The sequence below is a fragment of the Streptomyces sp. NPDC054956 genome, from assembly GCF_053609185.1.
In genome coordinates, this window is the sequence record NZ_JBSGXB010000008.1 from 14,598 (window position 1) to 27,928 (window position 13,331).

A 13,331-nucleotide genomic window follows, 5' to 3' on the forward strand; every position below is an offset into this window, starting at 1 on the left:
CGTAGCCTGGGGCGGGCCGGTGGATTCATGTGATTCAGGGGGAAACGACAGTGCTGACCGCGCTCACCGGGGTGTACGGGGACCGGGGCGATGCCCTCGTCGTGGACGGCCGGGCCGCCTCCTACGAGGACCTGCTCGGCGCGGCGCGTGCGGTGGCCGCCGATGTCGCCGGGGCGCCCGCCTTCGCGGTGACCGCGACCGCCTCGCTGGAGACCGTGGCCGCCGCCGTCGGAGGGCTGCTCGCCGGGGTGCCCTTCGTACCGCTGCCGCCCGATGCGGGGCCGGCCGAGCGGGAGCACATCCTGCGGGACTCCGGGGCGGTCCTCCTCGACGTGGACTTCGGCCGACGCGGTGACGGCGACCCCGTGGGGGCTTCCGCCGGTCCCGGCCGGCCCGCGCTGATCCTCTACACCTCCGGCACCACCGGGCCGCCCAAGGGGGTCGTCCTCACCGCCGAGGCCGTCGCCGCCGATCTCGACGCCCTCGCCGAGGCCTGGCAGTGGAGCGCCGAGGACACCCTCGTGCACGGCCTGCCCTTGTTCCACGTCCACGGGCTGGTCCTCGGTGTGCTCGGTGTGCTGCGGACCGGGAGCCGGCTCGTGCACACCGGACGGCCGACCCCGGACGCCTACGCGGCGGCCGGGGGGAGCCTGTACTTCGGGGTGCCGACCGTGTGGTCCCGTATCGCCGGGGCGCCGCGGGCCGCCGCCGCGCTGGGTGGGGCACGGCTCCTCGTCTCCGGGAGCGCCGCCCTGCCCGCGCCCGTGTTCCGGGACCTGGAGCGGCTGACCGGGCTGCGGCCCGTGGAGCGCTACGGGATGACGGAGACGCTGATCACCATCAGCGGGCGCGCGGGTGGCGAGGTGCGGCCCGGTACGGTCGGCACCCCGCTCCCCGGCATCCGTACGCGCATCGTGGCCGAGGCGGGCGCGGAGATCGGCGAGCTCCAGCTCACCGGGCCGACGCTGTTCTCGGGGTACTTGGGCCGTCCCGAGGCGACGGCCGCCGCGTACACGGAGGACGGGTGGTTCCGTACGGGGGACATCGCGGCCTTCGACGCCGACGGGGTCCACCGGATCGTGGGCCGGGCCTCCATCGACATGATCAAGTCGGGCGGCTACCGGATCGGTGCGGGCGAGATCGAGAACGCGCTGCTGGACCATCCCAAGGTGAGCGAGGCGGCGGTGGTGGGGCTGCCGGACGCGGATCTGGGGCAGCGGATCGTGGCCTTCGTGGTGGCCGAGGGGGTCACGGGGGCCGAGCTCACCGACTTCGTCGCCGCGCACCTGTCGGTGCACAAGCGGCCGCGCGAGGTGCGGTTCGTGGCGGAGATTCCGCGCAACGCGATGGGCAAGCCGCAGAAGAAGCTGCTGCTGCCGACGACTGCGACGGACGGCTGAGCGCCATGGGTGGTTGACCCCGGCGGGGGGCTGACCGTGACGGGCGGCTGACCGTGACGGGCGGCTGACCGCGACGGCCGGTTGGCCTCGGCGGGGGCTGACCGGTCAGGGGGTGTCCCGGGCCACCAGGTGGCGGGTCAGGACCTCCAGGGCGCGGGTGACCTCCGGCAGGTGGTCGGCCTCGGTCTCGCCGAGGGCGCGGGCGAGGGCCGCTTCGACCTTCGAGGTCCCGGCGGCGCGTACGGCGGCCACGCGCGCGGAGGTTCCGGGGGTCTGGCGGACCAGCGTGCGGCGGCGGTCGGCCGGATCGGGCGCCGTCTCCACGGAACCGGCCTCGCGCAGGCGGGCCACGGCGCCCGAGACCTGGCTCTGGGGGAGGCCCGTGCGCTGGGCCGTCTCGCCGACGGTGGTGTCCGGGTGTGCGGCGATGTCACCGGCCACGATGACGACGGAGCGGGTGCTGCCGGGGTACTGGCCGGCGCCGCCGGGGGGCTCGGGGAGGGCTTCCTCGCCCAGCTTCATCAAGGCCCGGCCCAGCAGGAAGAGTTCGATTCCGTCCATGCGGACAAGATACATCCGGGAAGATGCATCGGAATCGATCCATCGGTATTGATGTATCTGTTTCGATGGGTTACGTTGGTTGCAGAGCGGCGGACGAAGGGTCCGGGGCCACTGAGTATCGACAAGGGAGTCGTCATGTCTGCTGTGCTTGCTGTCCCCGGTGCCACGCTGCACTACCAGCTCCAGGGTTCCGGGCCGCTGTTGCTCATCGCGCAGAGCGGGGAGGGGGACGCGGACCGCACGGTGGACCTGGTCCCGCACCTCACCGACGCGTTCACGGTGCTGACGTACGACCGCCGGGGACTTTCGCGCAGCCTGGCGCAGGAGCCCGGCCGGACCACGTCGATCGCCGAACACGCGGACGACGTGCACCGGCTGCTGGCCGCCGTCACCGACGAGCCGGCGCTGATGCTCGGGTGCAGCCTCGGCGCCGTCATAGGCCTGCACCTGGCCGTCCGGCACCCGGAGCAGGTGAGCACCCTGATCGCACACGAACCCGTCGCCCCGTGGCTGCTGCCCGAGGCCGAGCGCGGTCACCACGAGGCGGAGCTCGCGGGGCTCCAGGACATCTACCGCAAGGGTGGACTCACGGCCGCCTTCCCGGAGATGGCCCGGGTCCTCGGGATAGACGTGACCCGGCGGGACGCCGAGCCCGACCTGACGCCGCAGCCCCTGGACGAGCGCCGGCACGCCAACTTCGACCGCTTCATCGAGCACGACTTCTCGGCGATCATCGAGGACTCCCTCGACCAGCAGGCACTGACCCGGACCGCGACCCGCATCATCCCGGCCGTGGGGGCCACCACTCCGACCACGGTCTTCGACCATCACTGCGCGGTGCGACTGGCGGGCCTGCTGGACACGGAGATACAGACCTTCCCGGGTGGCCACAACGGCAACACCACCCACCCCAGGGGCTACGCGGAGCGGCTGCGGAATCTATTCACGGCGGCCGGCTGACCGGACGGGTAGCTTGCGCGCATGGACAAGACGGCTGACGAGAACAGAACCGACAGGCGTGCGTTGCTGGCGGCCGGAGTGACGGTCCTGCTGTGGGCATCCGCGTTCGTCTCCATCCGGTCCGCGGCCGCTCACTTCGGGCCCGGGGCCCTCGCGTTCGGGCGGCTGCTGACGGCTTCGATCGCGCTCGGGCTGGTGCTGCTCATCAAGCGGGTCCCGCCGCCGCCGAGGCCGGCGTGGCCCGGGATCGTGGGCTCCGGAGTGCTGTGGTTCGGGCTGTACATGGTGACGCTGAACTGGGGCGAGCAACTCGTGGACGCCGGTACCGCGGCCATGGTCGTCAACATCGGCCCGATCGTGATCGCCCTGCTCAGTGGCTGGCTGCTGAAGGAGGGGTTCCCGCCCATGCTGCTGGCGGGCATGGCGGTCTCCTTCGTGGGCGCCGTGGTCGTCGGACTGTCCACCTCCCACGGTGGATCCGCCTCGCTGGGCGGGGTCCTGCTCTGCCTGGTCGCCGCGCTCACCTACGGGGCGGGGGTGGTCGCGCAGAAGCCTTCGCTGGAGTACGCGACTCCGCTGCAGGTGACCACGTACGGCTGCTTCATCGGCACGGCCGTCACCCTGCCCTTCGCCTGGCAGCTCGCCGACCAGCTTCCGGGGGCGCCGGTCGGGGCCGTCCTCAACATGCTCTACCTGGGGATCTTCCCGACCGCCCTGGCTTTCACCACCTGGTCGTACGCCCTGGCGCGGACCACCGCCGGGAAGATGGGCGCGACGACCTACGCGGTGCCCGCCGTCGTCGTGCTCATCGCGTGGGCCGCCCTCGACGAGATCCCGGCCGGGCTGACCCTGCTGGGCGGTGCGATCTGCCTGGCCGGCGTGGCCGTATCGCGCAAGCGGCGCAGCGGCGCCCGGGCGTAGGCCCGGCAGCCGCTCGGCGCAAAGGGTTCGGTGCGGCCCCGGGCGGAAGCTCGCGCTCGCGCCCGGGGCCGTCGGTGTCGCGGGGCGGCCGGGGTGGTGCCGGCGGTCAGCCGAGGTGGGAGAAGTAGCCCCAGCCGCCGGTGCCCACGGTCACGGAGCCGGCCTCGGTGAAGGCGGCGCCGCCGGGGTGGAAAGCGAGGTCGGCCGTCGACGTGGTGTACCAGAGGTCGGAGAGGCCGTCTCCGTTGCCGTCGCCCACGGAGAACCCGAGCACGCGGGAGCTCGACGGCAGGTGGCCGACGACGCTGGGCGTACCCAGGGTCTTCGTGGCGCCGTCGTAGGAGTACTGCTTGATGTCCCCGCCGGCGTCGCGGGCCCAGAGTTCGGCCTTGCCGTCCCCGGTCAGGTCCCCGGGAACGAGGACCTCCTGGTCCTTCCACTCGGTGGTGCCGATCGGTACGGCCCCGTACGAGAGCCAGCCGCCGTCCGCCGCCACACGGCCCCGGTGGAGCCACAGGCCGGTGCTGCTCCTGGCGACGAGGTCGGGGCTGCCGTCACCGTCCACGTCCCCGGCCGCGACCGGTGTGGTGTGGGCCCAGCCGGTCTCGGACACCTTCATCACCACACCGGCTTCGAGGTCTCCGTTGCCCTTGTTCCTGTGGAGCAGCAGCTCGTTGCCCTTGCGGGCGACGACGTCCTCGTCGCCGTCACCGTCCCAGTCCCCGCGGTGGCTGACCACCGCGCCGTTCCACTCGGGTCCGCTGCCGATCACGCGCGGGGAGCCGAACGCGCCCCGGCCCGTACCGGGATACAGCCGCAGCGTGTCGTCCTTGCGGACCGCGAGCATGTCGGGGCACAGGTCGCCGGTGAGGTCGCCCGGGACGTGCGTCGCGGTCCGCTCCCGCGGCTGGGCCTCGGCCCACAGCAGCTTGTGGTCCTCAGCCGGGGTCAGGTCGATGTCGGCCGTCTTCGCCTTCAGGCCCGTGAAGTCCCTGCTGCCGAAGAAGGCGTGGTCGTACTTGAGCCGGTACCCGACGGGAGCCCCGGTGGCCCAGGCGGTCGGACGGTTGGCGGCGGCGTCCGCCTCGGTGAACGGACCCGTGGCGCACAGTCCATCCCGCACCGGATCGAGGGCCTTGTGGCTCGGCACGGCGTTGAAGTCGCCGGTGACCAGCGCGGGCGAGCCCGCGGCCCAGCGCTCCATGCTGTCGAGCATCACCGGGGTCCCGTTCGCCGGGAGGCTCGTCGCAAGGTGTGTCCCGCACGCCAGCGTGGTCCGGCCGCCGATCGGGCCCTTCACGCAGAGGACCCACCGCTGGTCCGACACCTTGGTCTCGCCGGGGTTGACCAGCGCCTGGTACGTCGAGAAGTCCGCCTCGGTGCCCTTGACGAACACCGCCTGCCCGAACTTCTTCGAGGTTCCGCCCCAGCGGGCGCATCCGTCGGGCTCCTGCTCGCCGACCCGCACCGACGTGTAGCCGGCCAGCAGGCCCTCCAGCGCCTCGTACTGACCCGCGCACAGTTCCTGCAGTGTGATCACATCGGCGGGCCCGCCCTCGGCCTGCATCCGCGACTGGAACTTCACCGCCCACTCCTGGGCGCTGTCGACGGTGTTCTGGCACGTGGACGCCCCGCACGCGTTGTACGAGACGGTCCGCACCGCCTGCGGCGCGACCGGGTCGGCCGCCACCGGCTGCGAACCCCCTGTCACGGCGCCGGCGAGCAGGGCCAGGCCGACGGCCAGTCTGCTCGCCGAGGTGCCGAGTGTTGCGCGTATGCCCTTCACGGGCCCACCCCCGAATTCGAAAGGATCATGAATCCGGGTCATCGTAGGACTCGGCTCGTACGGGGATCGGTGTTGCCGAGGACCGTCGGTGACGCCCTAGGCCGGTGTGAGGCGCAGGTCGACGTAGGGCACGGTGTCGCCGGGCAGGACGTAGCGGTCGAACTCGACGAAGCCGTTCTTCTCGGCGAAGCGCAGGCCCTCCGGGTTGGAGGCGAGCACGACGGTCTCGATCACCTCGGACCCGAGCTCCCGGGCCTGCGCGAGTGCGTACGCGTACAGCTCGCGGCCGAACCCGTGACCGCGGTGCGCGGGCAGGATGCGGGCGATCACGGTGGCGGTGGCGGTGGCGGGAGCGGAGTCCGGCGCCGGCGGTCGGACCGTCGAGCAGCCGACGAGGGTGTCGCCGAGGTAGGCCACGTGCAGGACGTGGCGCCCGGAGCGCTCCAGTACGTCGGCGGGCGACAGTTCGTGGGTCGGGATGACCAGGTTGTGTACGTGGCGCCAGTCGGCCAGTGCGGTGGCGGGGCCGGCGGGGTTGTTGCCGGAGGGGTCGCCGTGTACGCGTTCTATACGAAGATCAGACACGCGGCTCAGGAAACCCCGCGCCCGTGGTGTCGTCAACCGGGTTGACCAAGGGTGGAGTGACCGCGCTGAGCGGGACGCGGGCCGCCGGGTGGGTTGGGGTGGGCAGCGTCGGCCCCTGGCAGGTGTTCAGGGTGGTCGGTTGCCAGTCCTGGCCGGTGGGCAGCGGTGTCGCCGCGGCGGGGCTCGGCTTGGCGGCCGTCCGGGGGCATTGCGCGTCGGTCGCCGGGAGTTCGTCGAGCGGACGGGGTGGCACGGCCGGCTTGACGAGGGTGTGGCCCGGGTGCGGGGTCGTGTTGGGGAGACCGGCGCGGGGTCTCGCAGTCGGCAGCCTCGAGTGGCGGCCGGCCGGCGTCGGTCGCGGCGATCGCGCCGTTCACCATCGTCCGGCTGTCGGCCCGGCGGGTCGGCCGGAGACGAACGACTCGCCTTCGGCGGGGCGTTGCGTCGGCGGACCGACCGGTTCAGGTGGGTGCGGATCTGCTCGGAGGCATGGTCTGCCGGGATGCAGGAGTGGCTGTGGGTGCCTTCGGCCGGGGCGACGCGGCGATTCGCTTGACGGTGGACGAGGACGCCGTCGCGCAGGTCGGGCCGGTCACCGCGTCGAGTGTGTCCGCTGTATGGGTCTGCTGGGCGGGGCTGGGCGCGCTGCGGCCGGGGTGTCCCGGTGCTTGTCGAGGCCCGTCGGGGCAGTGGGTACGTGTTGTGGCCCCGAGTTGTGGCCCCGCCCCGGCCCGTGCCGAGGAAGCGAGCCGTGCGCCTGTCATCCGTACGAGATCAGTACTGGCTGGACGTCAACCGAAGCGGATGACAGCGGAGATCGGCAGGTGATCGCTGGGCGTGGCGGGGAGCGTGCGGAGGTGGGTGACGGTCCCCGCGCGGGCCAGGATCTGGTCGATCCGGACCAGGGGGAAGGACGCGGGCCAGCTGAACGCGAACCCGCTGGAGGACGGGGTGTTCATGCGTGCCGCGCGGATGGGGTCCAGGGCGCGGTCGTCGGTGGTGGTGTTGAGGTCGCCGAGCAGGATGACGCGGTCCGCGGGCTCCGCGGCGAGTACGGCGCCGAGGAGGGCGGCGCTCTCGTCACGGCGTGCGGAGCCGAAGCCGGTCGCGCCGAGGCGGAGGGAAGGCAGGTGGGCGACGTAGACGGCGACGGGGCCTTGCGGGGTGGCGGCGGTCGCGCGCAGGCCGCGGTTCCAGTCGGGGGCGGCCGTGGTGGGGCCTTGTGGGCGGAGGTCCGTTGGGCGGATGTCGACCGGGCGGATGTCCGTGAGCGGGTACTTCGACCAGAGGCCGACCGTGCCGTGGGTGGCGTGGTGGGGGTAGTCGGGGGCGAGGGCGGTGGTCACGGCGGGGAGGGCGGAGGGGGTCAGCTCCTCCAGGGCGATGAGGTCGGCGTGGGACGCGGCGAGGGCGTGTGCCGTGCCGGAGGGGTCGGGGTTGTCGTCGCTGATGTTGTGCTGGGTGGCGGTGAGGGTGGTGGCTGCGGTGGCGCCGGCCGGGTCTGGGGCGGTGGCGAGGAGTTGGCCGCCGAACTGGGCGAGCCAGGCGCAGGTGGGGAGCAGGAGGGTGAGGACGGCGATGGCGGAACGGGGTGGGGTGGAGCGGCGGAGGGTGCTACGGGGCGGTGTGCTGCGGTGGAGGGTCGCGCGGGGCGGGGTGGTGCCGCGGAGTCTGGAGAGGCGGGGTGCGGCGAGGCGGGGCGCGGCGCGGCGGGCTGCGGCGAGGCCCAGGAGGAGGGGGATGGGGAGGCCGAGCCAGGGGAGGAACGTCTCCAGCAGGCTGCCGGGGTGGCCGACGGTGTTGGGGACGAGGGAGGGGAAGGCCAGAAGGGCCGCGAGGAGGAGGGAGAGGGCCGGGAGCCAGGGGATCCGGCGGATCCGGCGGAGCCGGGAGAGCGCACGGAGGTGGGCACGGCGGTGGGGGATCTGCGGGCTGGGGCCGTCAGGTGGATCGGAGGGTGTGCCGGTGTCCGTCTGCGTCATGGGCCGTCTGTTCCTGGTCCGTTCGCGGCAGCCGGGGGTGGTGCCTGCACGGTAGGACGACGTCCGAGCTGGGGGTTCGGTTCCGGGGGTACGGGTGGCTGCCGCTGAGGGGGCGGGGCCCTGCGGGGCTTCCCCCACCCCGCCCCTTCCCGAAACTGGGGCTGCGCCCCGGAAGCTGGGCTGTGCCACAAGCTTGGGCCGCGCCCTGGGGCAGGGCCGGGCCGTGGCTTCGTTCCGGGGCGTGTGACCCGTAACTGGGTCGGGGCTTGGCCCCGGACCCAGGCTGGGCTCCGGACCGCGGGCTGAACCCCGGCCCTGGGTTGGCCCCTGGGCTGCGCCCACCAGACACCTGGCTGCGCCCCGGACTTGGGACGTGGCCCCCGAGCTTGGGCTGCACCCCGGACCAGAGCTGGGTTTTGGCTTCGGCGCCGGGCGTGTGACCCGTACCCCTTCGGGGCTGCGCCCCCAGACATCGGGCTGTGCCCCGAGTTGGGCTCGGCCCACCCCCAGGCACTGGGCTGTGCTTTGAGGTGGGGCTACCTGCCTCAGACGCGGCGCTGTGCACTGAGCTCGGGCTGCGCCCCCGGACACCTGGCTGCGCTCCGGGCTCGGGGTGTGCCTTGGGGTGTGGGCTGTACCCCCTTCGGGGGCTGGGACCCCAGGCGCCGGGCTGCGTACTGGGCTTGGGGGGTGGCCTCAGGCCGGGGGTGGTTAGGGGGTCGGTTTGGTGTGGAGGATTTCTCGGGCCTGTTCTGCGGCGCGGGCGATGCTTTCCGAGACGAAGTCCAGGAAGCGGGCCACGTTTTCCAGGCGGGCGCCGGCCGGGGTGTCGGAGCCCAGGACGCCGACGCCCTGGCGTGCGATTTCGACTATGTGCGCCGTGGAGCGGGCGCTCGCGACCATCGACTGGTACCAGACGTCGTCGTCGACCACGTAGCGCTCGCGGCGGCGTTCGTCGCGTTCGCGGCGGACGAAGCCCTGGCTCTCCAGGAACGTGATCGCCTTGGAGATGGACGCCGGGCTGACCTGGAGCTGCTGGACGAGTTCGGACGCGGTGAGGCTGCCCGTGTCGGCGAGGGTGAGGCAGGCCATCACCCGGGACATCATCTTGGGCATGCCCGAGGACATGAGGACGGTGGTGAACGTCTCCTCGTACTCGCTCACGGCCTCGGCGTCGCGCCCGTGCGGCTGCGCGGGGGTCTGCGGTCCCCGGGGAGCGGGCTGCGTGCGCCGGTGGGCGCGGCGTTCGGTGGCGCGGTGGGCCAGGTCGGCGCGGTAGGTGGTGGGGCCGCCGTTGCGCATGACCTCGCGGGTGATGGTCGAGGTCGGACGGTCGAGCCGTCTGGCGATCTCCGCGTAGGCGAGGCCGTCGGCCAGTCCCAGCGCGATCTGCTGGCGTTCCTGCTGGGTGAGTCTGCCTCCGGGCATCGCGGTCTCCTTCTGGTACGTGGTGTCCCCAGTATAGCGTTTCCTTTCAGTTCATTGCAACGGGGTGAGGGTGTTTCGTTGCGTTTGTTTTCAAAGCTTCGCAACGAAATTGCTGGTGTGAGCTGGGAGTTCGCTGTTTCTGCGCAACGAAGTTCTTGCCGGAGGTTAGAAAGCAACGTAGCTTTTCGTCCATCGGAAACGACAACTCGCAGGAGAGCATCATGCAGAAGTTCGACACCCCCGCCCCGATCTCCACCGTTCTGGACATCCCCGCCGGGCGCGTGCGGTTCATCGCCGCCGACCAGGCCGACACCGTGGTCGACGTCCGGCCGGCGGACGCCTCGAAGGGGCGGGACGTGAAGGCGGCGGAGCAGATCGAGGTCGCTTACGCCGACGGCGTGCTGCGGATCGAGGCCCCGGAGGCCAAGAGCCAGGTGTTCGGGTCCTCCGGGTCCGTCGAGGTGACGGTCCAGCTGCCCGCCGGCTCCCGGATCGACGCGAAGGCGGCCAGCGCCGAGTTCAGCGGCGTCGGGCGGCTCGGATACGTCGCGTTCGAGTGTGCGCAGGGTTCGGTGGAGCTCGACGAGGCCGCCAGTGCCAGTCTGACCCTCGCCGCCGGTGACGTCTCGGTGGTCCGCCTGGGCGGACCCGCGCAGATCAGCGTCCAGAAGGGCGACATCCGCATCGCCGAGGCGGTGCAGGGCACGGTCGTGCTGCGCACCGAGTCCGGCGAGATCTCGGTCGGCGCCGCCCGCGGGGTCTCCGCCTCCCTCGACGCCGGCACCTCCTACGGCCGGATCCACAACTCGCTGGCCAACACCGACGGCGGCGCCGCCGGCCTCAACATCCACGCGACCACCGCCTACGGCGACATCACCGCCCGCAGCCTCTGAGTCATGCCTGCGCCCTTCCACGCCTCCAAGGAGCAACCACCCATGAACGACTTGGCCATCGCGGCGAACGGGCTGCGCAAGTCATACGGCGACAAGGTCGTCCTCGACGGTGTCGACCTGGCCGTCCCCGAAGGGACGGTGTTCTCCCTGCTCGGCCCGAACGGGGCCGGAAAGACCACCGCCGTCAAGATCCTCTCCACCCTCGTCTCCCCCGACCCCGCCTCCGGCGAGATCCGGGTCGGCGGCCGCGACCTCGCCGCCGAACCGCAGGCGGTCCGCGCCGCGATCGGTGTCACCGGGCAGTTCTCCGCCGTGGACGGGCTGATCACCGGTGAGGAGAACATGCTGCTGATGGCGGACCTGCACCACCTCTCCAAGCGCGAGGGGCGGCGGGTCGCCGCCGAGCTGCTGGAGCGGTTCGACCTCACCGAGGCCGCGAAGAAGCCCGCGTCGACCTACTCGGGCGGTATGAAGCGCCGGCTCGACATCGCGATGACCCTGGTCGGCAGTCCGCGGATCATCTTCCTCGACGAGCCGACGACCGGGCTTGACCCGCGATCCCGCCACAACATGTGGCAGATCATCCGGGGGCTCGTCTCCGACGGGGTCACCGTCTTCCTGACCACGCAGTACCTGGAAGAGGCCGACCAGCTCGCCGACCGCATCGCCGTGCTCAACGACGGCAGGATCGCCGCGCAGGGCACCGCCGAGGAGCTCAAGCGGCTGGTCCCCGGCGGCCACGTCCGGCTCCGCTTCTCCGATCCGGCCGCGTACCGGTCCGCCGCGAGCGCCCTCGGGGACGCCACCCGGGACGACGAGGCCCTGGCGCTGCAGGTCCCCAGCGACGGCAGCCAGCGCGAACTGCGCTCCGTGCTCGACCGGCTGGAGTCGGCCGGCATCGAGGCCGACGAGCTGACCGTGCACACCCCCGACCTCGACGACGTGTTCTTCGCCCTGACCGGCACCGACCCGCGGTCCGCCCAGTCCACCCTGCCCAGCCAGTCCAAGGAGACCGTCCGATGAGCTCCCTCGCCCTCGCCGTCCGCGACTCGTCCACGATGCTGCGCCGCAACCTGCTGCACGCCCGGCGCTATCCGTCGCTCACCCTGAACCTGCTGCTCACGCCGATCATGCTGTTGCTGCTCTTCGTCTACATCTTCGGAGACGTGATGAGCGCGGGCATCGGCGGCGGCGACCGCTCCTCCTACATCGCCTACCTCGTGCCGGGTCTGCTGCTGATGACCATCGGCAGCACCACGATCGGCACCGCGGTGTCCGTCTCCAACGACATGACCGAGGGCATCATCGCCCGCTTCCGCACGATGGCGATCCACCGCGGATCCGTCCTCATCGGGCACGTCATCGGCAGCGTGCTGCAGTGCGTGGCCAGCGTGGTCCTCGTCGGCGCCGTCGCCGTGGCCATCGGCTTCCGGTCCACGGACGCCACGGTCCTGGAGTGGCTGGCGGCGTTCGGGCTGCTCGTGCTGTTCGCCCTGGCGCTCACCTGGATCGCGGTCGGCATGGGCCTGATCAGCCCGAACGCCGAGGCCGCCAGCAACAACGCGCTGCCGATGATCCTGCTGCCACTCCTGTCCAGCGCCTTCGTCCCGGTCGAGGGGATGCCGGGCTGGTTCCAGCCCATCGCCGAGTACCAGCCCTTCACCCCGGCCATCGAGACCCTGCGCGGGCTGCTGCTCGGCACCGAGATCGGCCACAACGGGTGGCTCGCGGTCGCCTGGTGCCTGGGCCTCGCGGTCCTCGGCTACTTCTGGTCGGCCTCGAAGTTCAACAGCGACCCGAAGTAGCCGCCGTGACAGCGCGGGCCGGTCGGCCCCCGCCCCCACGACCCGTACCGCCCCCGAGGCGGCGTGCACCGACATCGCGTCGGGGTACGCCGCCTTCCTCGTGTTCAACCGCCGCACGGTGGCGGTTGAACAACGTTGACCCCGGCCGGAGGTCGCGGGCATTCTTCCGTCATCGCCGGGGAAAACCCCGGCGGGAATGACCAGGCAGATGGGAAGTGAATCTCATGGAGAACGTCGACTTCGACGACATCGAGTTCATCGAGACCGCCGAGGAGCTCCTCGCGACCTCGTACTACAAGAACATCCAGTAATTGTTCTTGCAGTAATGCCTGCGTGAAGGGCGGCGTCGATTCGGACGCCGCCCCTTCGCGATTTCCGACGGATATTGGGGTGGCTTGGTTATGACGACCGATGTTGAACTGGGTTGGGAAGAGCGAGTGGGCGCGCTCTGGGGGCAATTGGACGAGTACGAGGAGGAAGAGTTCCTCGCCGCGGTCGAGGAGCTCGTCGGGGAGCTGGCGGACGGGGACCCGCGGGGGGCGTTCGAGCGCGCCTGCGCGTACGACTCGACCGGGCACAGCGATCTGGCCGCGCCGCTCTACCGCGAGGCGCTCGCCGGCGGGCTCGAAGGGGTGCGGCGCCGGCGTGCCGTCGTCCAGCTGGCCAGCTCGATCCGCAACCTCGGCCGGGCGGACGAGAGCGTAGCCCTGCTGGAAGCCGAACGGGCCGAGGGCTCCGACCTGCTCGACGACGCGGTGGTCGGCTTCCTCGCGCTGGCGCTGGCCGACACCGGGCGGGAGCGGGAGGCGCTGTCGCTCGCCCTCGTCGCGCTCGCCCGGCACCTTCCGCGCTACAACCGCTCGCTCGCCAACTACGCCCGTGAGCTGACCGAGCCGCAGCCGGACGCCTCCTGAAGCCTCCTGACGCAGCCGGACGCCTCCTCGCGGAGCCGAGCCGCGGCCCCGACCACAGGTCGGGGCCGCTTTGTTCTTTCCGGTCCGTTCAACCGC

General features: G+C 72.0%; 12 protein-coding genes. 7 read left to right on the forward strand and 5 right to left on the reverse strand.

The window, feature by feature from the left end:
* Positions 1 to 50 precede the first annotated feature (50 nt).
* Positions 51 to 1,400: an AMP-binding protein gene (locus tag ACWGDE_RS03195; RefSeq protein WP_453387238.1), complete on the forward strand. Its 1,350-nt coding sequence runs from the start codon at positions 51 to 53 to the stop codon at positions 1,398 to 1,400.
* Positions 1,401 to 1,505: 105 nt separating this feature from the next.
* On the opposite strand, the gene ACWGDE_RS03200 is transcribed toward ACWGDE_RS03195, so the two are convergent.
* Complete coding sequence (locus ACWGDE_RS03200) at positions 1,506 to 1,961, reverse strand: MarR family transcriptional regulator (RefSeq protein WP_453387239.1); 456 nt, start codon at positions 1,959 to 1,961, stop codon at positions 1,506 to 1,508.
* Between the two features lie 135 nt (positions 1,962 to 2,096).
* On the opposite strand from ACWGDE_RS03200, the gene ACWGDE_RS03205 reads away from it, so the two are divergent.
* Both ACWGDE_RS03205 and ACWGDE_RS03210 read left to right on the forward strand, forming a co-directional pair.
* On the forward strand, positions 2,097 to 2,921 hold the full coding sequence (locus ACWGDE_RS03205; RefSeq protein WP_453387240.1) for an alpha/beta fold hydrolase: 825 nt from the start codon (positions 2,097 to 2,099) through the stop codon (positions 2,919 to 2,921).
* Positions 2,922 to 2,942: 21 nt separating this feature from the next.
* The gene (locus tag ACWGDE_RS03210; protein WP_453387241.1) at positions 2,943 to 3,842 is read left to right on the forward strand and encodes a DMT family transporter; all 900 of its coding nucleotides are present in this window, start codon (positions 2,943 to 2,945) and stop codon (positions 3,840 to 3,842) included.
* Between the two features lie 106 nt (positions 3,843 to 3,948).
* Here ACWGDE_RS03210 and ACWGDE_RS03215 read toward each other — a convergent pair whose 3' ends face one another.
* The 4 genes from ACWGDE_RS03215 to ACWGDE_RS03230 form a co-directional block, all read right to left on the reverse strand.
* On the reverse strand, positions 3,949 to 5,628 hold the full coding sequence (locus ACWGDE_RS03215) for an FG-GAP-like repeat-containing protein (protein WP_453387242.1): 1,680 nt from the start codon (positions 5,626 to 5,628) through the stop codon (positions 3,949 to 3,951).
* A gap of 96 nt (positions 5,629 to 5,724) precedes the next feature.
* On the reverse strand, positions 5,725 to 6,213 hold the full coding sequence (locus ACWGDE_RS03220; RefSeq protein ID WP_453387243.1) for a GNAT family N-acetyltransferase: 489 nt from the start codon (positions 6,211 to 6,213) through the stop codon (positions 5,725 to 5,727).
* 791 nt (positions 6,214 to 7,004) lie between these two features.
* On the reverse strand, positions 7,005 to 8,195 hold the full coding sequence (locus tag ACWGDE_RS03225) for an endonuclease/exonuclease/phosphatase family protein (protein ID WP_453387244.1): 1,191 nt from the start codon (positions 8,193 to 8,195) through the stop codon (positions 7,005 to 7,007).
* Positions 8,196 to 8,906: 711 nt separating this feature from the next.
* Complete coding sequence (locus ACWGDE_RS03230) at positions 8,907 to 9,623, reverse strand: helix-turn-helix domain-containing protein (RefSeq protein ID WP_453387245.1); 717 nt, start codon at positions 9,621 to 9,623, stop codon at positions 8,907 to 8,909.
* A 221-nt stretch (positions 9,624 to 9,844) separates the two neighbouring features.
* Here ACWGDE_RS03230 and ACWGDE_RS03235 point away from each other — a divergent pair, with 221 nt between their 5' ends.
* The 4 genes from ACWGDE_RS03235 (at position 9,845) to ACWGDE_RS03250 (ending at position 13,235) form a co-directional block, all read left to right on the forward strand.
* Entirely contained in the window at positions 9,845 to 10,516 is a 672-nt protein-coding gene (locus ACWGDE_RS03235; protein ID WP_453387246.1) for a DUF4097 family beta strand repeat-containing protein, read from the forward strand.
* A 42-nt stretch (positions 10,517 to 10,558) separates the two neighbouring features.
* Positions 10,559 to 11,539, forward strand: a complete 981-nt coding sequence (locus ACWGDE_RS03240) for an ATP-binding cassette domain-containing protein (RefSeq protein ID WP_453387247.1) — start codon at positions 10,559 to 10,561, stop codon at positions 11,537 to 11,539.
* Positions 11,536 to 12,321 (forward strand): ABC transporter permease, encoded by a 786-nt coding sequence (locus ACWGDE_RS03245; protein ID WP_453387248.1) that lies wholly within the window; start codon positions 11,536 to 11,538, stop codon positions 12,319 to 12,321. Before ACWGDE_RS03240 ends, ACWGDE_RS03245 begins: the two co-directional genes overlap by 4 nt.
* Positions 12,322 to 12,722: 401 nt before the next feature.
* Positions 12,723 to 13,235, forward strand: coding sequence for a tetratricopeptide repeat protein (locus ACWGDE_RS03250; protein ID WP_453387249.1), 513 nt, complete (start codon positions 12,723 to 12,725; stop codon positions 13,233 to 13,235).
* Positions 13,236 to 13,331 lie beyond the last annotated feature (96 nt).